Annotated in this window: 20 protein-coding genes; 5 read left to right on the top strand and 15 right to left on the bottom strand. The window is 61.5% G+C overall.

Annotated elements, in window-relative coordinates; translation table 11 throughout:
* On the bottom strand, positions 1-1116 hold a 1116-nt coding region (locus tag ABLE86_RS01085), incomplete at its 3' end, for a hypothetical protein (RefSeq protein ID WP_348777066.1).
* A gap of 323 nt (positions 1117-1439) precedes the next feature.
* Between ABLE86_RS01085 and ABLE86_RS01080 the strand changes: the two genes are divergently transcribed.
* Positions 1440-2393, top strand: a complete 954-nt coding sequence (locus tag ABLE86_RS01080; protein ID WP_348777065.1) for a transglutaminase-like cysteine peptidase — start codon at positions 1440-1442, stop codon at positions 2391-2393.
* Here ABLE86_RS01080 and ABLE86_RS01075 read toward each other — a convergent pair.
* Genes ABLE86_RS01075 through ABLE86_RS01060 form a run of 4 tightly spaced genes read right to left on the bottom strand, consistent with a single transcriptional unit; the run spans position 2379 to position 7963 of the window.
* Positions 2379-3029, bottom strand: coding sequence for a ribbon-helix-helix domain-containing protein (locus ABLE86_RS01075; RefSeq protein ID WP_348777064.1), 651 nt, complete (start codon positions 3027-3029; stop codon positions 2379-2381). The two genes, ABLE86_RS01080 and ABLE86_RS01075, sit on opposite strands and share 15 nt — an antisense overlap.
* Complete coding sequence (locus ABLE86_RS01070) at positions 3019-4308, bottom strand: HlyD family type I secretion periplasmic adaptor subunit (protein ID WP_348777063.1); 1290 nt, start codon at positions 4306-4308, stop codon at positions 3019-3021. The genes ABLE86_RS01075 and ABLE86_RS01070 overlap by 11 nt, the downstream gene beginning before the upstream one ends.
* A 44-nt stretch (positions 4309-4352) precedes the next feature.
* The gene (locus tag ABLE86_RS01065; protein WP_348777062.1) at positions 4353-6482 is read right to left on the bottom strand and encodes a type I secretion system permease/ATPase; all 2130 of its coding nucleotides are present in this window, start codon (positions 6480-6482) and stop codon (positions 4353-4355) included.
* A gap of 47 nt (positions 6483-6529) precedes the next feature.
* Positions 6530-7963, bottom strand: coding sequence for a TolC family outer membrane protein (locus ABLE86_RS01060; RefSeq protein WP_348777061.1), 1434 nt, complete (start codon positions 7961-7963; stop codon positions 6530-6532).
* A gap of 444 nt (positions 7964-8407) precedes the next feature.
* Here ABLE86_RS01060 and ABLE86_RS01055 point away from each other — a divergent pair, with 444 nt between their 5' ends.
* From ABLE86_RS01055 to ABLE86_RS01045, 3 genes are all read left to right on the top strand, one after another.
* On the top strand, positions 8408-9139 hold the full coding sequence (locus tag ABLE86_RS01055; RefSeq protein WP_348777060.1) for a GGDEF domain-containing protein: 732 nt from the start codon (positions 8408-8410) through the stop codon (positions 9137-9139).
* 352 nt (positions 9140-9491) lie between these two features.
* Complete coding sequence (locus tag ABLE86_RS01050) at positions 9492-9959, top strand: pyridoxamine 5'-phosphate oxidase family protein (protein ID WP_348777059.1); 468 nt, start codon at positions 9492-9494, stop codon at positions 9957-9959.
* On the top strand, positions 9959-11284 hold the full coding sequence (locus tag ABLE86_RS01045; protein WP_348777058.1) for a GAF domain-containing protein: 1326 nt from the start codon (positions 9959-9961) through the stop codon (positions 11282-11284). The genes ABLE86_RS01050 and ABLE86_RS01045 overlap by 1 nt, the downstream gene beginning before the upstream one ends.
* 295 nt (positions 11285-11579) lie before the next feature.
* Here the strand turns inward: ABLE86_RS01045 and ABLE86_RS01040 are convergent, their stop codons facing one another.
* Positions 11580-11780, bottom strand: coding sequence for a Flp family type IVb pilin (locus ABLE86_RS01040; RefSeq protein ID WP_348777057.1), 201 nt, complete (start codon positions 11778-11780; stop codon positions 11580-11582).
* A gap of 559 nt (positions 11781-12339) precedes the next feature.
* Between ABLE86_RS01040 and ABLE86_RS01035 the strand changes: the two genes are divergently transcribed.
* The gene (locus ABLE86_RS01035; RefSeq protein ID WP_348777056.1) at positions 12340-12867 is read left to right on the top strand and encodes a hypothetical protein; all 528 of its coding nucleotides are present in this window, start codon (positions 12340-12342) and stop codon (positions 12865-12867) included.
* A 15-nt stretch (positions 12868-12882) separates the two neighbouring features.
* Here the strand turns inward: ABLE86_RS01035 and ABLE86_RS01030 are convergent, their stop codons facing one another.
* From ABLE86_RS01030 to cpaB, 9 genes are all read right to left on the bottom strand, one after another.
* Complete coding sequence (locus ABLE86_RS01030; RefSeq protein WP_348777055.1) at positions 12883-13440, bottom strand: hypothetical protein; 558 nt, start codon at positions 13438-13440, stop codon at positions 12883-12885.
* A complete protein-coding gene (locus ABLE86_RS01025; protein WP_348777054.1) occupies positions 13437-14012 on the bottom strand; it encodes a L,D-transpeptidase in 576 nt (191 codons plus the stop codon). Before ABLE86_RS01025 ends, ABLE86_RS01030 begins: the two co-directional genes overlap by 4 nt.
* A complete protein-coding gene (locus tag ABLE86_RS01020; protein WP_348777053.1) occupies positions 14002-15159 on the bottom strand; it encodes a pilus assembly protein in 1158 nt (385 codons plus the stop codon). The genes ABLE86_RS01025 and ABLE86_RS01020 overlap by 11 nt, the downstream gene beginning before the upstream one ends.
* The gene (locus ABLE86_RS01015) at positions 15156-15785 is read right to left on the bottom strand and encodes a TadE/TadG family type IV pilus assembly protein (RefSeq protein WP_348777052.1); all 630 of its coding nucleotides are present in this window, start codon (positions 15783-15785) and stop codon (positions 15156-15158) included. Before ABLE86_RS01015 ends, ABLE86_RS01020 begins: the two co-directional genes overlap by 4 nt.
* 2 nt (positions 15786-15787) lie before the next feature.
* Entirely contained in the window at positions 15788-16321 is a 534-nt protein-coding gene (locus ABLE86_RS01010; RefSeq protein ID WP_348777051.1) for a TadE/TadG family type IV pilus assembly protein, read from the bottom strand.
* A 5-nt stretch (positions 16322-16326) separates the two neighbouring features.
* The gene (locus ABLE86_RS01005) at positions 16327-17856 is read right to left on the bottom strand and encodes a pilus assembly protein TadG-related protein (RefSeq protein ID WP_348777050.1); all 1530 of its coding nucleotides are present in this window, start codon (positions 17854-17856) and stop codon (positions 16327-16329) included.
* A 73-nt stretch (positions 17857-17929) separates the two neighbouring features.
* Entirely contained in the window at positions 17930-18220 is a 291-nt protein-coding gene (locus ABLE86_RS01000) for a hypothetical protein (protein ID WP_348777049.1), read from the bottom strand.
* Positions 18207-19640, bottom strand: coding sequence for a type II and III secretion system protein family protein (locus tag ABLE86_RS00995; RefSeq protein WP_348777048.1), 1434 nt, complete (start codon positions 19638-19640; stop codon positions 18207-18209). Before ABLE86_RS00995 ends, ABLE86_RS01000 begins: the two co-directional genes overlap by 14 nt.
* Before the next feature lie 69 nt (positions 19641-19709).
* Positions 19710-20708: a Flp pilus assembly protein CpaB gene (gene cpaB / locus ABLE86_RS00990; protein WP_348777047.1), complete on the bottom strand. Its 999-nt coding sequence runs from the start codon at positions 20706-20708 to the stop codon at positions 19710-19712.
* Positions 20709-21249 lie beyond the last annotated feature (541 nt).

The raw sequence follows: 21249 nt of genomic DNA, 5'->3' as shown, positions 1-21249 counted from the left end.
CGAAACGTCCTTGCCGTCCGCGCCAAACACGTCGTTCGACAGCACGTCGCCCGTGATCGGCGCAAAACTCCCCGCTTCGACGTTGTCCGTGTCGGCAAACGCCGTCGGCTCGTCGTCGACGATCTCAATGCTGATGCTGACGGGGGCCGACGAGGCTCTGCCATCGGAGACGATCAGCGAGAATGTGTCGCGTTCCGCCACGTCGGGAACGTCCGTGGTCGCGCTGGTCAATTCATAGCTGTAGGTCACGACACCGGTTGCGGGGTTGTAGCCCGTTATGGTGAGTACGCCGTGAGCGCCGTCGAAGCTCTTGCCGACCATGTTGGCGATATTGACGGTAACGCCATTGATCGTGAGCGTCTTGAGGTCGCGCAGGCCATCCGGATCAGACAGGCGGAACTGGCCCTCATAGATGTGGCCCTCGGTTACGCTGCCGGGATTGGAGCCGACACCGGGCAGACCCGACTCATGGACGATGCCGGAATCGCCGAGCAGATCGATGCCGGGCGCCTGGTTGGCGACGCCCGGATAAAGGTCGCGCGCGTCGAGCTGCGAAAACTCCAGGGCGGTCGGCGGCAACAAGTCCGAAAGATTGAAGCCCTGGCCGATCCCGCCCAGCGGCAATGCGAAGTTGCCGCCGGAACTGTTGGTGCTTCCGCCGACCGAGATCGAGCCATTGGGCCCGAAGGCGACGTCCACACCGCTCGCTTCCAATGCGGCGAGAAGCGCGACGCGCGGGACTTCGACCTCGCCGAGAATGAAGGTCGGCACATTGGCGGCGGCGTTCTTGATGACGATGAGCGTGCCGTCGGCCTGTTCGAGAACCAGGTTCTGGCCATCGACCTTGATGTTGTCGATCGAGACATTCGCCGGCAGATGGACGACGTTGCCGGCCTCGAGCGCGTATTCCTGCGTCGCTGGGGCGGGGTTGGGAGCACCGGAAGTTTCGGTGGCGCCCTGCTGGATGGGGGCGCCGCTGCCGGCGTCGACCGGAACGGGATCGGCCTCGCTCTGGGCGGCTTCGGCTTGGGCGACGATCATGTGCGCCGTGCCTGCTTCGGACGGCTCGACCTCGAAAGCTCGCGTTCCCGCCAGGTTGTCAAGTTCAATGCTCATGTCATTTCCCCGCCAATTCGATAATCGCGGGGACAGAAACACCTATTGGACGAATCGGCAATACTCGGAATACTCGAAGCATATATGTGAATATGCAATCGCGGTGAAATTTCCGATTTGGTAAAATCAGAACATATATACCGTTATATATAATTTGCCGCGAGCCGACTCATTTGGCTGTGCCTTCGGCGAGAAATCGCGGTCGCTCGAACGATAAATACAATTTTATGCAAATTGTACCAAGTAAAGTCGGCAAGTATTAATCAAGTCTGTTTGCGCTATCTTTGCTTCTGCGAGCTAACGTCTTCCGCATAGGGGGCGTCATGAATAGCAGCAACAATAATGCGGCTCGTTCAAAGCAGAACGGGCGGATAATCTCTGCTCTACTTATATGTGCGGGGCAGGGTATTGCGGCCCAGGCGGTCGCGGATCCACTGATCGAACCGGCAGCGCCGAAGTCGATCGCGGCCTCCGCATTTCTTGGCGGCGTGGCCCTCCAAACAGCGCCGGCAGAGCAGCGAGTTCCCGCCTACGATTTCGCCGCAGGGTCGAAAATCTACGCTCCGGCGCCAAGCAAGGCGCGGGTTGTGGCGTCTGCGGCGGGTGTCGATACGATGAAGACTGCATCGATCGCCCCGGGCGTCTTTGGTTCCGTGGCGCTTCCGATGCGCAACTTCCCCGTTTCGGCCCGTTGGTCGCTGGTGAACCAGGCGATCAACTCCTGCGCGACAGACGCAGGTTGCAGCGATGACCCGCAGTTGCGCGAGCTCTTGGACGGTGTCCGGGGGAAGAGCTTCCGGGAAAAGCTTGCGGTAATCAACGGCGGCATAAATCGCATGATCACCTACAAGCCGGACAGCGAGGTCTATGGGCAGCTCGATTATTGGGCCAAGCCAAGCGAGATTCTCGGCAAGCGGGCCGGAGATTGCGAGGATTTTGCCATCCTCAAGATGGCCGCCCTGCTTGAAGTCGGCATTCCGGCGCAAAGCATGTCTGTCGTGGTGCTTCAGGACAGGCGGCTGCGTGTGTTTCATGCGGTCCTTTCAGTCAGCACCGCAAGCGGGAACTTCATTCTGGACAATGTGAGAAATACGGTTCTGGTCGACAGCCAGCTGCCGGATTACCAGCCGCTGTACTCGTTCAGTCAGGAGCGGGCCTGGATTCACGGGGCGAAGCCCGGCGCCATGCAGCTTGCAGACGTGGCAGGCGGGTTCGGCAAGATTGCTCCCGGAGAAGGGCCGCTTCCAGCCGGGCAGGGAACGCTAGCGATTAGGTAGTGTCCCGCTGTTGGAGACAAACGCGATCAGCAGCTCCAGTTCCTTCACGGGCGCACGCACGGCATTGATCTGGCCGCGATAGCGGCGGTCGCCGGCCCCCAGGACAAAGCCTGTCACAACGGGCTTTTCCAGATTGGCATCGAGATTCCTGAATATCTCGGGCAGGCTGAGGTCTAGCGAAAGCCGCAAGTCCTGCCTTCCGTCGGTGCCTTGCGGCAGGTGCTGCCGCACCAGCAACTGGAAGGGCGCGTTGAAGTTCAGGATCCGCTTGCCTGAAGAAAGGCTGAAGGCGGGCGAAGGGCACGCGGCCAGAATGGAATTGACCGTCTTCAGGGATGCGAGCCGGGCAAGCTCCGCATTTTCTTCGGTCAACCAGCGCATGCAACTGACGCGGATTGCCGAGGTTGCATTGCCCGCCCCCTCATGGGTTCTGGCAATCTCTTCGACTATAGCGCCAAGCGTGGATTTCCGGCTTTCGGCGAGCCGCTTCAGCGCCGTCCAGAAAAAGCGCTCCAGCCGAACCCCCCGCCGGGCTCCGGCATGGGAAACCACCCTGAACTCGGGCTCCAGTTCGGCCGACAGAGCCCCTGAAGTCGCTCCGTCAAATGCCTCCTGAGGCGCGGTTTCATCGTTCACGCATTGCCTCTTCGCGCGCTTTGTTGATCGGTTTGAGCAGGTAGCTCAGAATCGTCTTGCTCCCGGTCATGATGTCCACCGAGCAGATCATGCCGGGAATGATTGAATAGGATTTCCCGTCCTTCTCCAGCACCGCCTTATTGGTCGAGACCCGGACCTGATAGTAGGGCTCGCCCGTGTGCTGATCGAGGATGCTGTCGGCGGTGATGTTCTCGACCTTTCCTTCGAGGCCCCCAAAAATCGAAAAGTCGTAGGCGGTGATCTTGATGAGGGCTTCCTGGCCCGGGCGGATGAAGGCGACATCGCGCGGCGAAACGCGCGCTTCGACCAGCAGTGTATCGGAAGTCGGCACAATCCCGGCCACCACCGCGCCCGGCTGGACGAAGGCGCCCAGCGTATTGACTTCAAGCGTGTTCACTATGCCGTCGACGGGAGAGCGGATGTCGGTCCGTGCCACCCTGTCTCTGGCACCCCGGAGGGTCTCCTCCACCACCGACAGTTCGGCCAACGCTTGCGTAAGCTCATCCAGCGCCTGCTGCTGGAAATCCAGTCCGACCTCTTCTACCTGGAGCCGCGCCTCGGTAAGCGCACCCTGTATTCGCCCCATGGATTCCGTGGAGAGGTTTATCTGTCCCTTCAGCTCGGCCTGCTCGCGGTCGACGCGTATTTTTTCGGTTTGCGCCATGAGCCCCCGCTTGGTCAGCGATTCGACCAGCGCAGCTTCTCGATCACTGACGCTCAGGTTTTCGGTAAGGCGCTGCGAATTGGCGTTGGCTTCATTGAGTTCGCTTTCCCGCTGTTCGAGGCGCGCCTTCAGAACCGACAGCTTGTTCTCGAAGTTCTCCCGTTTCGCCACCAGCAGTTTCTGCTCATTGGCGCATATCTCCGGGGCAGAGGCGAGAATATCCGCCGGGCACTCGAAGGAACTGGAAATGTTGCCGCTCTGCTCGTGCTTCAAGCGCGCGATGCGCGCTGCGAGGGCGCGAGCTTTTGCCTGTTGCTCGCCAAGGCTGGAAACATTCATCGTATTGTCCAACCTGATTATGAGATCGTCCTTCTTCACTTTCTGGCCGATCTTGACGGCGATATCCTGAACCACGCCCGGCTCGCTGGACTGGATGATCTGCGTCTTGGAAGCGGGAATGACCTTGCCTTCGCCGCGTGCAATCTCATCCACCTGGGCAAACGCTGCCCAGCCGACGAACGCCACGAAAAGCGCACCGATAATGAAGACGGAAGCCGACGCAAACAATGGCGGGCGGTCTTCTCCGATCAGCATTCTTTAAACACCCAATATACTGGCCTCAGCCAATACACCCTTGATCAGGCACTCGGCCTTTGGAGCGCCTGTATAACTTTTTCCTTGGGGCCGTCAGCAACAATCCTGCCTTGCTCCACCACAATGAGGCGATCGACTATCTCCAGCATACTGTATCGGTGTGTGGAGATGATCAGTGTGGTGTCCTGGTCGAACGCCACTCTCAACTGGCGGATAAGCTGACGTTCCGAAGCAAGATCCATCGAGCCGGACGGCTCGTCCATGAACACGATCTTCGGCTTGGTCAGCAGCAGACGGGCAATGGCGACGGCCTGCCGTTGGCCGCCGGACAGGTTGGTGCCCCGTTCGCCGACATTCATGTCGTAGCCGCGGGGATGGCGAGACACGAACTCATCTACCCCGGCTGCCTTTGCCGCCGCGATGATTTCCTCGTCCGTTGCTTCGGGGCGGGCCATCAGCAAGTTTTCCTTGACCGTACCGGAAAACAGATCGCCTGCCTGTGCGACGATGCCGACCGCCGCCCGAACTTCCGAGGGGTGGTATTGGCGGATGTCGATGCCGTCGATCAACAGTTCGCCCGAGGTGGGCAGAAAGAGCCTGCCGATCAGTCGCCCGAGCGTGGTCTTGCCCGAACCTATGCGGCCTATGATCCCGATCCGTTCACCCGGCCTGATGGAAAGCGACAGGCCGGTCAGCACTTCGTTTTCCGAGCCCGGATAGACAAAGCCGACGTTCTTGAACGTCAGGGCGCCGGACTGAACCGGCCGGTTGACGAAGCCGATGGTTTCGGGCCGGTCTTCCGGCTGCGTCATGATCGTGTCCAGAACCCGCAGCGACAGCATGGCCTGGCGAAAGCGGGCAAGGGTCATGGCGATCTGGCTGAGCGGAGCGACCGCCCTGGACGCCAGCATGACCGCCGCGATGATCGCGCCCGAGGAAACATTGCCATCGGAAAATGAATAGGCCCCGGCTACCACGATGCCGACGGTGACCAGTTGCTGGATGAATTGGGTCGCGTTGGCGGCGGCCGCCGACAGTTCCTTGATCTTCTCCGACGTGTTGGCGGCGTTCTTGGTATGCTCGCGCCACTTCCTGAGAAGATAGGCTTCGGCGCGCAGCGACTTGATCGTCTCGGCCGTGGAGATCGATTCGACAAGCAAAGCCTGCCGCTGCGAAGCCTCGTTCATGGATGCGGCCACCCGTTTGCCGATCCGGTGCTGTGTGACCAGCCCGACAATGATCGCCGCCACAAAGGCCAGGGCCGGGATGATCACCAGGCTGCCAGCCACGGCATAGATGACCAAAAGGAACACGACGATGAAGACGGTGTCGATGAACACGCTGATGGTGTTCGACGTGAAGAATTCGCGCACGAATTCGTATTGGGTGACCCTGTTGGCGTATTCGCCGGTTGAGGAGGGGCGTGCCGAAAGCGAGCTGTTCAGCACCTTCTCGAACAGCATGTAGGAAATGCGGAGGTCGGCAGAGCGGCCCGCATGATCGATCAGCGAAGCGCGCGCAGTCTTCAGCAGCAGGTCGAACAGCATGGCCATGCCGACGCCCAGCGCGAGCACCCACAGCGTCGCGATCGCCTTGTTCGGCAGGATCCGGTCGTAGACGTTCATCGTGAAGATCGGCGACGCCAGCGCGATGATGTTGATGAAGACCGCGGCCAGGGCTACTCGCGTATATGAGCGCCAGAACAGGCTCATCGTGCCGAACAGCCAGTGGCGCCGCTCGATCTTGTGCGCGGTGCCAGCAACGGGGGCCTCGGCCGTGTTCCTGTATGTAATCGAAAAGGAAACGCCGCCGGTGACACCTTCGGCGATCAAGCTTTCCTTGCTGGTCGTCGTGCGGCCATTGTCCTGAGGTGTGGTGAGAAATCCGTCTTCGGCTTCAGCGAGCAGGCCTACGGGATAGCCGTTTCCCAGGAACACGATCGCGGGGAGGTCGAAGCGTCCCTTCGACAACTCCCGGCTGTCGAAAAAATGGACATCGAGGCCGATTCGCTCGGCAAGGTGCTCGATGTCGTTTGCTTCGATATGTGTCTTGCTGACCGGAACCCCGGCAAACAGAACGGTTTCAGCCGACGGCCTGCCCAGATAGGCTGCGACGCCCGCAAAACACGCTTTGAATGCGTCGCCGAAAGACTGGATATGAGTGTGTTGGTTCACGGGCCGCCGGCAACATTGGTAATCGGGCTTGCTCTTCCTGCCTCGCTCTAGTTCTTCCGCAGGGGTGCCAGGATATCGAGCGGCAGATTGTTATACTGCTGCGAAGGTTCCCTGGCCTGGGTGTCGGTTGCAGGTGTCGGCGGCACGTTGAACTCGCCGCGAGCATAGGCGGCGCCCTGCTTCGGCGCAGCAACGTTCATGGTCCTCAGCAACTGCCCCGTCGCCGCCAGCAGCCGGTATTCGGCGAACAGCGAAGCATATGCCGCCGTGTCTGCAAGCGCCGCGGTGTTGAAGCGGGTGTTCTGGGCATCGAGAACGTCGAGCAGCGAACGCTGGCCCACCTGGAACTGTGCCCGGTACGACTTCACGATCTGATCGCTGGTGGCCGCCTGCAGCCTCAGGGTGTTGGCAAGGTCCGCCTGCCTGAAGCGACGATCCCAGGAAACGCGGACGGCCTCTTCGATCTCGCGGAACACCTGATGCAGCACCAGGCGCTGCTCGCTCAGCCGGCGAACCTGCTCCTGCTCATTGGCCTTGTCGATGCCGCCGCGATACAGATTCCAGCGCAGCACCACGCGCGCCTGCAGGTCGTTCGATCGGCCGTCGTGGTGTTCCACGCTCTCCCACGTCCGCGCCCGGCCTTCGGCCAGGATCTCGGGGCCATACAGCGCGCGCGCAGCATCCACATTCGCCGACGCCGCGTCGATGTCGCTGTTTGCCATGTGGACGCGGGGGTTGTTGGTGCGTGCCAGGCCGATCGCCTCGTCGAGGGAGCGCGGCAGAGCCTTGGCGACGGAGCCGGGTCTGGCTGCATTGACCAGCGGCTTGCCGACGGTCTTGAAGAACCGGATCTTGGCGGTCTCCAGTTCCTCCGCCGCTTCCTTCAGGCGCGCCTCGGCTCCGTAAAGCCGTTCCTGCGCCTGCTGCACGTCCGCCTCGGTCAGCCCGCCGCCGTCGACGGTTGCGCGAATGTCGCCCAGGATCGACTGATGGAAGGCGAGATTCTTCTTCGCCTCGCCGACGATCTGCGCCTGCAGCATATATTCCAGATATTCCTGGACGACCGTGAGGCCGATGAATTCAGAACGCTCCAGAACCCGGAACGATGCGCCATCGACACGGGAAGCCTGCCGGTCCAGCTCGGCCCGCCGCGCGCCGTTGTCGAAAAGCGTCTGGGTCACCGAGACGCTGGCTTCGTTGGGGTAGAGGGTGCGGTTTTCCACGTCCAGGGCGCGCCGGGCAGGGGTGTCCAGCCTGCCTATGCCTGCCGAAGCCTGAAGGTCGACGCTGGGAAGGAACAGCCCCTTGGCCTGGCGCAGCTCGAATTCGATCGCCTCGCGGTTTTCGATCGCCTGGCCGATCTCCGGGTTGGAGCCAACGGCAACTGCTATGGCGTCCTGCAGAGTCAGCGCGTTTGAAATTCCTGGCGACAAAAACGTAGCCGCCAAAAGAACAGCCAAGCGCAAACGCTTGAATTGCATTGATGCCATGTCCCCCGACCTCACCTATAAGCTTGCGACATCCGATCTACAGATGTCACCCCCAGTCCCAATACCGCAAAAACCGCAAGAGTCGACAACCAATTGGCTGCTTGAGAGCTGTCAGCCTTGCGGTTCCATGTAAATACGCGCCGAATGTAGTAAAAAGAGCACAACTGATTGCACCGATTCTGGTCGATAACACAACCGCTCCGGCCGGATACGTCCGGAATGCCGGAATCTACGCGGATGACAATTTGAGCGCCGGGCCCGCAAAGGCGCCGCCGCACCGGCCGGAACAAAACCCTCCGCCGCCAATTGTTCGATTTAGCTTCAATCTGAATGTTTATCGAAACGAAGCCTGAACGTGTCGTGTCCTATTGACGTGGCGTTGCACGGAGGGAATGATCAGTGGCGGACAGGCGAAATGGCGGCATGTGGCCAATAATGCAATTGGTGGTTTTGGGCACGTTTGCCTGCGTCGGGCTGTCGCTTCTGTTCAATTATCTCCTGCTCTTCAGCGAGCTGACGTCGTTCGGACGCGGCATCGTCATGTCCATCGCGCTGCCCGTATTGATCGGCGTGCCGATGTTTGCGGCCATCGGCCTCAAGCTGCGGGAACTGCGGAGCCTCAGGAACGAACTGAACCGTTCGGCGAGCTACGACCGGATAACGGACTGCTACCATGGCGACGTTTTCTCCTCGCTGGTCGAGCGCCGCGTGAGCGCCAGGACCATGAAGCCCGGTGCGCAGGGCGCGCTGCTCATCGTCAATGCCGAGCATCTCGGCTCGATCATCCAGCAGCATGGTTTTTCATGGGGCAACGAGGCGCTGCGGCTGGTGGCGAACACCATCCGGTCCTCGCTGCGGCGTGACGACTTTGTCGGGCGCATCGGAATGACCGAGTTCGCCATTTTCCTGCACCACGCGTCGGAAGAGGACGCCGTCGAGGTCGGGCGTCGTATTCGAAACGAAGTCGCCAAGGTGTACTTCGCACCGGAAGGGGAAAAGGACATTCTCACGGTTCGGGTCGGGGGCGTTGCCTTCGACGGTGCCGTGGGCTTCACCGAGATGCTTCGTGCTGCCGGTTTTCAGATGTCACCCGCCGAGCGCAAACCCAACGAGGTGGAAGTGACGCGCCTTGGGTCGCCTTCCGTCGAGGCGAGCCGCCCGGTCTGATCGCCAGGCTCGAGGTCGCGCCTCCCACTCAACTCGATATATCTCCGGCAGGATAGCGCGGGCGCATTGGCGCTCGCGCTTTAGTCTGTTCAGGCGCATTCAAGCTTCGCTTGCCAGGCGAAGCGTTTTCGGTGTTCTATACGGATCTCATTTATTCTTGTCTTGAACACGCTTCGGCACGCCTCGGCGAGGCGGCGCCAGATGATGGCGGCAGTATTTTTCTGATTGGGCATGATGGGTTCTGCCTTGCATCAAGAACCCTGCTTAATAAAACGCGTTTTCAATTCGTGTTGCCAAATGGTTCCTGACTGAAGGGGCGCACTTCCCAGGTGTTGCTGTGCGGGAGGAGAGCATGCGACTCACCGACGAGATAAGGCATTTCATCGCCAGCCCGGTGATGATCATCGTCGGAACGCGCGACGAGGCCAACCGTCCGACGATCGGGCGGGGCGTGGGCGCCCGCATCCCGGGGCAGGATTGCGTCGAGGTGATCCTTTCCGCCTGGCAATGGCCCGAAACGATTTCCAACCTCTCCGCAAACGGCGACGCCGCAATCACCTTCTCGCGCCCTTCCGATTATGTGTCGTATCAGCTGAAGGGCTCGGCCCGCCTGCGCTCTGCCGACCATGACGATCTGGAGCTTTCAAGGCGCTACCAGGCCGAGATCTTTGCCATGTTCGACGGCCTGGGCGTGCCGGCCGACGTGGTAAGGCCGTGGCTTGTGGAGCGGGAGGCGATGGTGGCGTCCCTCGACATCACCGAGCTTTATGTCCAGACGCCCGGACCCAGGGCCGGCACCGCGGCAAGGGCGGGTGCGTAATGACAAGCCTTCGCGACCTCGAGGATTGTTTCGAAGGCGTGATCCCTTCGATCATCGCAACCGCGGCGGCCGACGGCACGCCCAACATTTCCTACCTTTCCCATGTGGTGATGGTGGACGACGAGCATGTCGGGATCTCCAACCAGTTCTTTGCAAAGACCGCCGCAAACATCCGCGCCAATCCCCAGGCCTCCCTGCTGCTGGTAAGCGCGCGTCACGGAGGGCAGTTCAGGCTCGACCTCAGCTGGGTATCGTCCAGGGACGAGGGCGCGCTTTTCGACCGCATGTCGGGCCAGTTGCGCGCCAGCAGCGCGCAGGTCGGCATGGCGGGGGTGATGCGGCTGCGGGCCATCGAGTTCTTCCGGGTCGATGCGATTTCCGCCGTCGCTTCTCCCTTCGACGAGGCCGACGCAGGCGCTGGCCCGCCGATGCCCGACCTGATGGCGCTCGGCCGGGCCATCAAGGCCATAGGCGCGCAGGGCGATACCGGGGCGGTCATTGGCGCGGTGCTGGATGGCTGCGCGGCACTGGGATTTGCCAACGCCATCCTGCTTCTGGCCGATGGCAGCCGCCGCCTGCTTACCACCGTGGCCAGCAGGGGGTATGACCGCTCCGGCGTCGGCTCGCAGGTTCCGTTCGGCGATGGCCTGATAGGCACCGCGGCGACGTCGAAGCAGACGGTCAAGGTCAGCGACATGAGCAGGGTCCGGCGGCTGGGCGCTGCCATCGAGGCAACCACTTCCGCCGATGAAAACCGCACCCGGACGATCGTGCTGCCCGGCCTGCCGGACGCATTGAGCCAGATGGCGATACCGCTGCTGGCGCAGGGGGCGGTGCGCGGCGTGCTGTTCGTGGAAAGCAGGCAGCGTCTTGCCTTCGGCCTTGCGCATGAAACGGCGCTGGAAGCGCTGGCGGGCCAGTGCGCGCTTGCGCTGGGCGAACTGCCTGCCCCGGAAATGCGCGCGACGGCGCAAGCCAGCGCGCCCGCGCAGCCCGCAGGCCGCGTCATTCAGGTCGTGCACCACCATTTCGATGACAGCGTCTTCATAGACAACGCCTATGTCATCAAGGGCGTGGCGGGGCGGCTACTTGCCTTCATGCTGGAAGTCTATGTCAGGGAAGGCAGGTGCGACTTCACCAACCGCGAGATACGCCTGGCGCCAGCGCTGCGCCTGCCGGAGATCAAGGACAATCTCGAGACGCGCCTTCTGCTGCTGCGCCGGCGGCTGGACGAAAAGAACCTGCCCGTCCGGCTGGTTCATCCCGGCCGGGGCCAGGTCAGGCTGGCCCTGGATGGGGTGCCGATGGTTTCGAAGGCGGGGTAGGGTTGCTCTGGGGCGGTGGATCGCGGCTCGGCGTAGCCCGCTTTCAGGCGGCATCATTTGCGATGGTTGGGGATGAGTTATGCAGCGTAGGGCGCAGCGGCGCTAAGCGCCATGTTGCGGTCAGGTCGACCGGCGCAGGCAAGATGATTGCGAAGGTGTTTTGGTTAGGGCGAAAGGGCGTGGCTGACTGAATGCCGCCGCCCCGGAAATGCGTTGGCGCGCTGCGGACTGGTGCTTGATTGCACTGGTCCGAGCGCGCCGGCATTCTCCCAAGTGCAGGAGACTTATAGCTTTATCAGGCCTTCGTGCAGCCCGCGCCAGTCCTGCCGATGTTGGTGCAAAGATCTTGCCACGCATCCTTGACGTAGCCTCCAACACCGATGATCAGGCCGATGGCCGCGGCAGTGATAATGCCAACCAGGATCGAGTATTCGACCATAGCGGCGCCGTCTTCTTCTTCACGGAACCGCCGTGCGATATTCATAATCTTGTTCATGTTGAGTCCCCAGGTTTACACAAAACACTGGACGGCGAAGACGTTGCTTCAGAAAAGGATCGTCCCCCGCGTCCCGACTTGATCCTGTGATGCGCGGGATTTCGAGTCAACGTCACCTTAACGATTCATTAAGGCTGAAGTGCTTGCAGACGGCAATTTTCTGCTACGAGATAACCTTTTATCTGTCTGAAAATAATTGGAAATTTATGTAATTAACTATTCCGTAACTTTCGTCCCGACCGGCATACGCCATTTGGATAATGGCGTCGTGAATACAGGTAGCCGGCCATACTTCGAGGTCGCAAAATGTTCTTTGTGCCGTCTTACGCCTGCCAGAAACCGACCTGAACAAGCGCGCATGATGGCGGAAAACAACTGCCGTGCGTCTCGTCCGAGACCGGCGGCGGGCCGCTTCGCCGCGCCAGGAGCACCCGCCCGATCGGCCGGCGCAGGGTCGTTCAGGCTTCGCGCATCCGCCGCAGGGCTTCATTAAGCATTGCGAAATCAGTTGCTGCCACCATCCAGAAAAAGTCTTGGCTGGGGTGCTGCTGCAATGCGCATGAGACAAGTATTTGTCGTCGCGTTTCCTGTCATCGCCATGCTTCTTCTTGCGGCAGAGCGCGCTGCCACGGTTCTGCTCGGCACCTTTCCGGACAGGCCGGAATTTTGGCGAATGTGGCTTGCGCTGCATCAGCTTGCCGGAAACTTCTGGGTGCTGGTCGAGCGCTTCGTTGCGATCCCGGTGTTTGCGGAAATTGCGGCAATTGGCGTGGCCACCCTTGCCGTGTGGCAAATCCTGGCGCGAACCAAGCCCGTGGCCGTCCGGTTTGTGGCAAACCACGCCGCCTTGCTGGGCCTCATTGTGATGGCGGTTGCCGGCAAGAACATGATGGTTGCGAGTATCTTCGCCCCGGTGCCGGTGATTGCGGGCTTCCATTTGCCCGTCGCGATAGAGGTGAACTGGCTGCAGGTGGCCGTGCTGGCCATGGGGCTTTGCGCCTGCGGCCACTGCCATTTCCTCTACCTGAACGCGAGCAGGCGGCGCGAGCGCGAAAAGGCGCTGGCCTTGCTGGCGCGCGGCCTGTGACCGGTTACCGGGCCGCTATTTCATCTTGCGATAATAGACCTTGCCGTCGGCGCCCTGGAGCCGCTGATAGGCCGAGCTTGGCGCGGGCGCCGGCTGTTGCCCCGCAGGAGGCGGTGCGGCCGCCGGCTCGGCCGCCACGTGAAATTCCTGCTGTGCCCCGTCGATCGGTTCGGCCTCCGGCAACGCATCCGTGCCGACCGGCAGCAGGCTTGTTGCGATGTTGGCCGGCAGCGCGCCCCGCTCGATCTTCTCGAGGCGATCGCCCATTTCGCCGAGCCGGCCGAGCACCCCGCGCTGCAGTTCCTCGAGGCGGGTCTGCATGCCGACATTCACCTTGTCGACCTTTGCGATGATCCGCGCCTCGAAGTCCGAAAGGGTCTGGAGCCGCTGCTCCGCCGCCCGCAGCTCCCCGATGCCCCGGATGAAATAGACCGCGGCGGCCAGGTTGATGCCGGTCATGACGGCAGCGGCCGCAAGCGTGCAGCCAACCAGCCGCGATGTGCTGAGCTTCCGGTTGAAGATCGAGTCGGCGCGGCCTTCGGAGGGCTCGTCGGGATTGATGATCCTGGTCATTCGACTATCACCTTCGTGCCGACGGGAACGCGCCTGAAGAGATCGACCACGTCGGTGTTGGTCAGCCTGAAGCAGCCCGAGGTGCCATCGAAGCCCACGCCCTTCGGGTCGTTCGTGCCATGGATGCGGTAGAGCGTGTCGCGGCCGCCGTCATGCAGATAGAGCGCACGCGCGCCCAAGGGGTTGTAGGGGCCGGCCGGCACGAATTCGGGAAGCCCGCGCTGGCGGCCGCGCATTTCGGCCGGCGGCCGCCATTCCGGCCACTCCTTCTTGGCGCCGACGCGTACCGTGCCCGTCCAGCCGAAGCCATCGCGCCCGACGCTGATCTGATAGCGCAATGCCTGCCCGGGGGAGACGACGAGGTAGAGCGCCTTCTCGTCCTTGCGGATGACGATCGTGCCGGCGGTCTCGGCCGTCTGGAACACCACCGCGCTGCGCAGGCTGGGGCCCATGGTGGGCAGCGGCGGCCGCCGTGCCTCGCCGCGTGCCTCGGCCGCCCCGACGGATGCGACCAGAAGCGCGCCCAGAACGGCGTTGAGCAGCGGCGCCGCGGTGGGGCGCCTAGCGCGCATCGAGCCGCTCGCGAAACAACGCCTTGAGCTCCTTGTTGAAGCGGGCGCGCGCGTCCACCTCCGTCGGAAGGATGGCGCGGTTGAGGGAATCGGTCAGCAGCGCCTGGTCGAGCCTGATCGACTTGATGTTGGAGGCCTTGAACACCTTCTCCAGATCCTTGCGGGAGAAGTGATTGCCGAACCATTTGCGCTTCTGCTTGTTGGCCACCAGCGTGATGCTGGCGCCATTGCCGCGCAACTCGCGGATCTTGCCATAGAGGCGCTTGGCCTGCCGCAACGCGGCCAGGTTGAGCTCGAAGACGATGAAGATCTCGTCGCTGGTGGACAGCACCGGCTTGTGCCAGCTGGTTTCGAGATTGGGCAGGTCGATGACGATGTCGCTGAACCGGTAGGCTGCAAGATCGAGCAGCTTGAACACGAATTCGTTGCCATTCGGCTCGAAGGGCAGCTGCGGCCGCTCGAAGGAATAGATCGTCAGGCCGTTGGGCCGCGAAAGCTTGATGACGTCCATCAGTTCGACGTCGAGCCTGTCCGGTTGCGTGACGATGCCGGCGAGGTCGAACTGGTTGAACAGGTTCAGATAGGCGCCGCAATTGGCATTCTGGAAATCGAGGTCGACGAGGCAGGTGGAGGCGGCGCTTTCCGGCGATTTGGCCGCCAGATACTCGGCCGCCGCAAGCGCCAGCGTGGTGGCGCCGGCGCCGCCGGTGGCGCCCACGAAGGTGATGATCCGGCTCTTGCTGGCCTGGCTGCCACTGTCGTGGAACGTCACCGCATTGAGCAGCTCCTTGCCGTCCAGCGGCTTGCGCAGCCAGTCCGATGCGTTGAGCCTGACGAGGTTGCGCATCTGCTCCGGCCGCAGCTCGGCGGAAATGGCAATCAGCGGCACGTGCGACCACGCGGCGCGCGCTTCCATCAGGCCGGGCTTCTCGAGGATTTCGCCCTGTCCGACATCGAGGATGATGAGGTTGGGGTGCCCGCCGCCGGCAAGCCCCTTCAGAAACGCCTCGGGCTCCGCGCCCTGGACATCGTAGATGGAGAGCGCCTCGAGGCGTGATGCGATTTCGCGCCGGAACTGCGGATCGGCCGTATACAGCGCAATCTGCTTCCTGCGGGTGGGCACGAGCTTTGGATCGATGGCGTTCATGGCGCTGTGCTCTTCATGTCTTCGCCGGTCACGGTGCTGAGCATGGGGGGCATGTCGATTTCGCGGAAACCCAGCAAGCCGTTCAGGAAGAAGAACCGGAATTTGACGTCGCGCAGGCTGACCGTGATGGTGGGGACGGGGCCGGCCTGACGCGTCTGGTAGCCGAGCCCGGTGGCGGCATAGCGCACCACGACATTCTCGCGCTTGAGGAACGGGTAGAAATGGCACATGCCGGGACGCTGGCTTCCGGTGGGGAGAGGGCAGGCGTCGTTGTTTGTTGCAAGCGTGTCGCCGCGGAAGATGCGGCTGAAGTTGGCCGTATCGCCTGCTCCGCTGTTGCACGAAAGCGCGCCTGCGAGATATCCGCATTCGAACGAGTAGGCCCCGGCTACGACGGGTGCACCTGGAGTGTCGGTTGGTGCAGCCGCCGCGAGCCCGTTTGCCACCGGATTGGAAATGGCGGCAAGCCGCGCGCCCACCTGCACCGCCTTGTTGGCTGAGTTCCACTGGTAGAGCGCGTTGCCCAAGTCGACGAAGCCGAGTGTCAGCAAGAGAAGCAGCGTCATGGCGATGGCCATTTCCACCATCGTTGCACCGTCCTGCAATCTGGCGAAGCGCTTGAGCATGGTCAGAACCGGATCAGCCGCTGTTCGTGGCTGCCGCCGAGCGTGATCTGGCCTATGCCGATCAGCGAAAGCATCCCGAGGTCGCGGTAGACTTTGTTGTTGGTGAGCTTGACGATGCAGACCTGCGCCGTGACCGAGCGATACTGCGTCACGCCCCCGACCACCGCATCATGGCATCTCGATGGCTCGGCGATCTCCACCGTCACGTCAGCCGCGTCCCAGCCGGCGACCCGCGGCTTGCTTGCATCGGTGGGGTTGGGGACGCCATAGACGGCGATGTTCCTCGACATGTTGGCGCAATTGATCGCCGGCAGGCCGAAGTCCGTATACATCTGGCTGTTGCAACGCGCGGCGAAGCGTGCGCCGTCGTTCAGGCCGGCCTGTATCAGCAGCTTCTGATGCAGCATGTTGCCGAACTCGAACACACCGGCTGAAAGGACGAGCATCAACGGCGCAACGAGCGCCATTTCGACCAGGGTCGCGCCCCGCTCTTCCCGGCCAAAGCGTCCTGCCAGATGTTTGAGCACGCTGAACATGGCCATCACCGATAAAGCTGCGCTTCGTCGCGCAGGAAGTTGTCCAGCGTGCCGCGCCCGCCCTTACCGGTGATGTCGACGAGTTCGACGTAGATCTCTTTGTCGTCCTTGATCGGCTCGGTGATGAAGAAGCTGCCAAACGCACGGACAGGCACATCTTTTTGGCGACCCGACAAACTATAGCCAGCAGCCGCCAGCGCTTTGCAGTCGAGGATCGCTCCGTAGAGTATTCTCCGGTCGACTGTGGTCACAGGAGTTTGGCCACAGGCCGGAGTACCTTTTTCCCCGCCTTTTGACGCGTCACCGACTATACTGTCATTTGTGAGGGGATTGCCGTCCGGATCGAGTTCGTAACGGTAGATCTCATACCGTGTTGGCATGTTGGGTCCTGAAGTTGGGAATGGATGCGGGCGCGGTTGGCCCGTTGTTGCCGGCACAGTGTGGTTGGCTCGCCAATAACGATCAAAGTTCCAGTCGCCCCGGCCCATTCGGCCGTCCATATAGGGGCAAGAGCCGACATACTGGCAGGGGTCACGTTCCAGCCCGACACCCATTTCCTTTTGTTGATCCGTTTGGATTGGGTGGAACTCAGGTTTTGGGTTGCCGTTGCAGCTTATGCTTTTAAGCCCCATGCGTACGTTGGCCGCTGGTCCGTCCGGTGTGTTCATGTACTTGTGGCTGATGCCAAAACGAGCATTCAAGCCGTCCTCGACAGGTCCCGTATTCTGTCCCGGCTCCGTGTCGACTCCATCTCGAGAGTAGCAGCCCAAGGGCTTTACCTTCGCCAGCATGTCTTTCAATTCATCGGCACCATTACCGAATGGGGATGCCAGAAACGCAAAATTCCCCGGCCCGTAAAACTTGTCATTTCGCAACAGAATTTGGCGGCGTCGGTATTCGCGTGTGTTCGCGGCCTGCTCCAGGGTCACGCCGCCGGTCACGCTGGTATCTTCATAGGGATTACAAATGAATACCGGCGTGTAGTCACACACCCCTGATTTGAAACCGGCCACCGCCGTTGCACCAACGTTGAAGCTGTTGCTCGCAGCGTTGCCGGTCAGGAACGAGGCCGGGAAAATGGTTTGAAACCCGACCGGTCTGACGGTTACTTCCACATAGCGGGCAAGCTTGGCGTCAGTTAGCTCGTTGGCGATTTGATAGCTGGCAGTAATAGGTCTTGCGTCACCATCAACTCCGTTGACCGTTGGCGGGAGCGACGAAAGAAATCGCCTGTCTATTCCGGCCCTGGCGAGGATCTGAGGCCCGCTGTCGCCGGAGAAATTGTATTGGTTCTGCACCAGCGTGATCAGCGCGCGCTCGGCCCGGACTATTGAATCCGATTGCCCATCCAGCTCTGCCGCCGCGGCCAGCGCAAATGCGTCCGCCGCCTTTTGCAGGTCGTTGTGCAGGGTATTCGCGCGGCTCATGTCTATGACCAGCAGCGAAAACCCGATGATGACGGGCAGCATGATTGCGACGAGGATCAGCGCTATCCCAGATTGATCTCGCCAGAATGCTTGAAGTGTTCGCAGCATGACGACAGCTCTTTCCTGCTCTGACGCCCGCGCGCCTCGCTCGCTCGAGCATCGCCTTTCGCCGCAAGTTCCCTTAAGATCCTCCACCCGGAGCGCCGACCGTGGCCGGCGCTCCGGGTGCTGCCGGCGTCGGCAGTGCGGGCGGGCCACCCAGGAGCACCGCCGCGACCTGGTTGCCGTTGGTCGGTATGTGGTTGTCCTGCGCGGCCGGGTTGAACGGGTCCGCGGTCTGCAGAAGCATGTTGTGCTTTTGCGTGTTGCCGGCAGCCAGCGTCACCGTATCGTAGCGGTTCAGATAGTCCGCACAGCCCGAAAGCAGGGTGGTCGTGGCAACCAGGATGAGTACGGCGCTATTTCTTCGCATAGAGCAGCTGATCCTTGGAGTTGAAATCGAGCATGTGCCCATAAGGGCCGACCACACCCGCACCGGTTTCGTAAGCCCGGATCATGTTCTTGCTGACTTCGAGCTCGCCCAGCAGGAAGAACTCGGGGTCATTGGCCGGGCGGGTCTTGTCGAGCGGGTTGGCAAGTTCCTGGCCCGGCTTTGTGGGTCGCACCAGCCGCGGCGTCACGATGATGACCAGATCGGTCTCGTTCTTGATGTAGCTGGACGAGCGAAACAGTGCCCCGATGACCGGCAGCTGGCCCAGCCACGGCAATTGGCTCTGGAGCTTGCGGTTGGTCGATTGCAGCAGTCCGGCAATGGCGAAGCTTTGCCCGTCGCGCAGCTCCACCACGGTCGACGCCTTGCGCGTGCTGAAGCCGGGAATGTCGATGCCATTGGCGCGAATTGAAGCCGTCGGGTCGACCTCGCTGACCTCGGGATTGAGGCGCAGATTGATCTTGCCGTTTTCCATGACGATCGGAATGAAGCGCAGTTTGACGCCGAATTCCTTGAATTCGATCGTGGTCTGATTGTTGTCCTGCGCGACCGGGATGGGCACCTCGCCGCCGGCGAGGAAACTGGCTTCTTCACCCGAAAGGGCGGTCAGATTTGGCTCGGCGAGCCGGCGGGCCAGGCGCTTGTCTTCGAGCGCACGGATCATCATGTCGACATTGATCCCGGCGTCGATAACGCGGGCGATCAGCGCCGCGAAGGGCACGTTGCCGGTGGCAAACTGGGCGGCGGCAAGCGCTGGCCCGGAGGCGAAGCCGTTTTCCGACTTCGGATTGTCATCGCTCTTGGCCCGAATGGATACGCCCAGCTCCCGCCCGGCATTGCGCGACACTTCCAGCACGCGCACTTCAAGATTGACCTGCTGGCTGTCCTCGACCTCGATCGAGTTGATGATCGCCTCCGGCCCGTATTGCTCGGCAATCTTAAGGATTTCGGCAAGCTGGCCGCCATCCTTGACGCGGCCGCCAAGCCGCACCCGGCCATTGACCGAGCCGACCGTCACGCGCGACCGCGGCGCCACCTGCCTGATGGCCGCGGCAAGGTCGTCCACGTCGACGCCAACTTCGACCTCGATGACGCCCAGGGACCTTCGTTTTTCGGAGAAGAGGTTGATCGAGGTGGTGCCGGTGGCTTTGCCGATGATGTAGAGCGTCCGGTCCGTCATCGGCTGGGCGTCGGCTATGTTGCTGTTTGCAACCACCAGGTCGCCGAGGTTTTCGTTCACCTGAATGGTCACGGACTGCGACGCCGGCAGGAAGATGCGGTGAACGCTTGGGCTTGAAACGTCTATGCGCCGGTCGGCCGCAACGGCGCTGGACGCGGGAAGGGCATGCGACGCAGCCCAAAGGGAGACCGCGGCCAAAATTCTAAGTCCAGACCTCAGCATGTGTCTTGTTCCCCCGGCCCATTGGGCCCCAGTCTCAATTCCGGCACCGCTCTGCCGCTGCCCTGTCTCTCACTTTATGCGCGGCACGTCGTAAGCAACCCGATCGACGCCCCTGAAGACCCCGACCGTTGCATGGGAGGGCGGCTCCGGCTGCAGATATCTGACCACTTCCTTGACCACTGCCTCGGGCGCAGGGGCGGGCTTTTCGTTGACTTTTTTCAATTCATCGAGGCGGCTGTCGACCCTTTCCACCGCCTGCTTCAAGCCGGCGATCTGCTCCTCGCTGTGCTTCCGGTCGGCGTCCAGCGCTGCCTGTCGGGCCGAAACATTGTCCGGCGTATCGCCTGTAAGATCGGAGAGCGTCACGCGCGCCGTGTTTTCGCCTTCGCCGGCCGCGACCTGGCGCAGCGCAAGTGAAAGCTGGCCGGCCCCGGCAGCCAATGTGAGCTTCTGTGCGTCCTTGGTGGAGACTTCCAGCGTCACGGCCTTCACCACCGTCGGGCTGTCCGTGCTTTCATCAGCCACCTGATCCACTGCCAGCACCTTGATGCTTTGCAGGAGCACGTCGACAAAACTCTGGTCCGCGCCCTCGGCGGAACGAACCGTGCGGGTAAGGAGAATGTCCACGCGATCGCCAGGGAAGACGAAGCCGGCGACGCCAAGCACGTCGTTGACGCGAATTGAGACGGCTTTCATGCCCTCCGCAAGCACGGCCGACAACGTGGCCCGCTGGCCCGGCCCCGTAATCTTGCTGGCCAGAATGGGCTCGTTGGTGCCGATCGCCTGCAGCGCCTGCCGGCCGCCTTCCTTGTCAAGAACTTCTTCCGTGGTCTGGAAGGCGCCCTGGGGGATGGCGCCCGCAGGCCAGGGGATCTGACGCAACTTGTCGGCTGTAATCTGGTCGCCGAATTTCAGCGGCACCGAGGCCACCACGATCGTTGCTTCGGGCTTCTCGCCGGCAATGGCCATCTGGTTGCGCTGACCGGCAAGCCACATATTGGCAAGCACCACGGCAAGCACGCCGAAAATGCTGGCCAGCACAATCATGACGATCGAATTCGCGCGCATTGCCCCGCCTCGCTCTCAAACAGCTGGTATGCACTTATCACTGCTGGGGGCGTGGGCAGATCTGGCTGCGCCGGGAATAAGAACAAGGTGAGTGTCCCGCCCCCAGGGAATCTCCTCGCGCGATGGTAGAACTGGCCTTTTTCCGGAGTCAAACAATTTTAGTGAAAAGCCGCCCAGTTGATGGGCCTGATTGAGGTGGGGTATGTTTGGGTAACTTGTGCCTATGGCCATGATTCGTAAAGATAAATTATTAAGTTAACCTATATTCTAGAAAATTGCTTACGCCTATCGCTGTCGCAGCTAACCAATAAGTTGGTGGCGATCATTATTGCAATATCTTCCGGAAAGAGGCGTCACGTCTACACCTATATTGGCGCCAAAGTTTCGACCGTTGCATTGGCATTCGCGCATCGCGAGGTAAAGCCACATCAACTCATCTTTACTATAATTGAAAATGAACCATAAAAACAGCATTTGCACGCTTGCGCACGCAATGGTTACCAAATAATTTGTGAGCGGTTGTGGGGCTGCTGCAGATTGA

This window comes from Mesorhizobium sp. KR2-14 (genome assembly GCF_040049255.1).
GTDB lineage: Bacteria > Pseudomonadota > Alphaproteobacteria > Rhizobiales > Rhizobiaceae > Pseudaminobacter.
This window is presented reverse-complemented; position numbering and strand designations above follow the sequence as displayed.

What these genes read in the sequence shown, in the direction of transcription:
- ABLE86_RS00995 (WP_348777048.1), bottom strand. Translation starts at nt 19,640, where the DNA reads ATGCTGAGGTCTGGACTTAGAATTTTGGCCGCGGTCTCCCTTTGGGCT.
- ABLE86_RS01020 (WP_348777053.1), bottom strand. Translation starts at nt 15,159, where the DNA reads ATGAACGCCATCGATCCAAAGCTCGTGCCCACCCGCAGGAAGCAGATT.
- ABLE86_RS01055 (WP_348777060.1), top strand. Translation starts at nt 8,408, where the DNA reads ATGCAATTGGTGGTTTTGGGCACGTTTGCCTGCGTCGGGCTGTCGCTT.
- ABLE86_RS01030 (WP_348777055.1), bottom strand. Translation starts at nt 13,440, where the DNA reads ATGACCAGGATCATCAATCCCGACGAGCCCTCCGAAGGCCGCGCCGAC.
- ABLE86_RS01015 (WP_348777052.1), bottom strand. Translation starts at nt 15,785, where the DNA reads ATGCTCAAGCGCTTCGCCAGATTGCAGGACGGTGCAACGATGGTGGAA.
- ABLE86_RS01005 (WP_348777050.1), bottom strand. Translation starts at nt 17,856, where the DNA reads ATGCTGCGAACACTTCAAGCATTCTGGCGAGATCAATCTGGGATAGCG.
- ABLE86_RS01070 (WP_348777063.1), bottom strand. Translation starts at nt 4,308, where the DNA reads ATGCTGATCGGAGAAGACCGCCCGCCATTGTTTGCGTCGGCTTCCGTC.
- ABLE86_RS01025 (WP_348777054.1), bottom strand. Translation starts at nt 14,012, where the DNA reads ATGCGCGCTAGGCGCCCCACCGCGGCGCCGCTGCTCAACGCCGTTCTG.
- ABLE86_RS01035 (WP_348777056.1), top strand. Translation starts at nt 12,340, where the DNA reads ATGAGACAAGTATTTGTCGTCGCGTTTCCTGTCATCGCCATGCTTCTT.
- ABLE86_RS01000 (WP_348777049.1), bottom strand. Translation starts at nt 18,220, where the DNA reads ATGCGAAGAAATAGCGCCGTACTCATCCTGGTTGCCACGACCACCCTG.
- ABLE86_RS01045 (WP_348777058.1), top strand. Translation starts at nt 9,959, where the DNA reads ATGACAAGCCTTCGCGACCTCGAGGATTGTTTCGAAGGCGTGATCCCT.
- ABLE86_RS01010 (WP_348777051.1), bottom strand. Translation starts at nt 16,321, where the DNA reads ATGTTCAGCGTGCTCAAACATCTGGCAGGACGCTTTGGCCGGGAAGAG.
- ABLE86_RS01080 (WP_348777065.1), top strand. Translation starts at nt 1,440, where the DNA reads ATGAATAGCAGCAACAATAATGCGGCTCGTTCAAAGCAGAACGGGCGG.
- ABLE86_RS01060 (WP_348777061.1), bottom strand. Translation starts at nt 7,963, where the DNA reads ATGCAATTCAAGCGTTTGCGCTTGGCTGTTCTTTTGGCGGCTACGTTT.
- cpaB (WP_348777047.1), bottom strand. Translation starts at nt 20,708, where the DNA reads ATGCGCGCGAATTCGATCGTCATGATTGTGCTGGCCAGCATTTTCGGC.
- ABLE86_RS01040 (WP_348777057.1), bottom strand. Translation starts at nt 11,780, where the DNA reads ATGAACAAGATTATGAATATCGCACGGCGGTTCCGTGAAGAAGAAGAC.
- ABLE86_RS01050 (WP_348777059.1), top strand. Translation starts at nt 9,492, where the DNA reads ATGCGACTCACCGACGAGATAAGGCATTTCATCGCCAGCCCGGTGATG.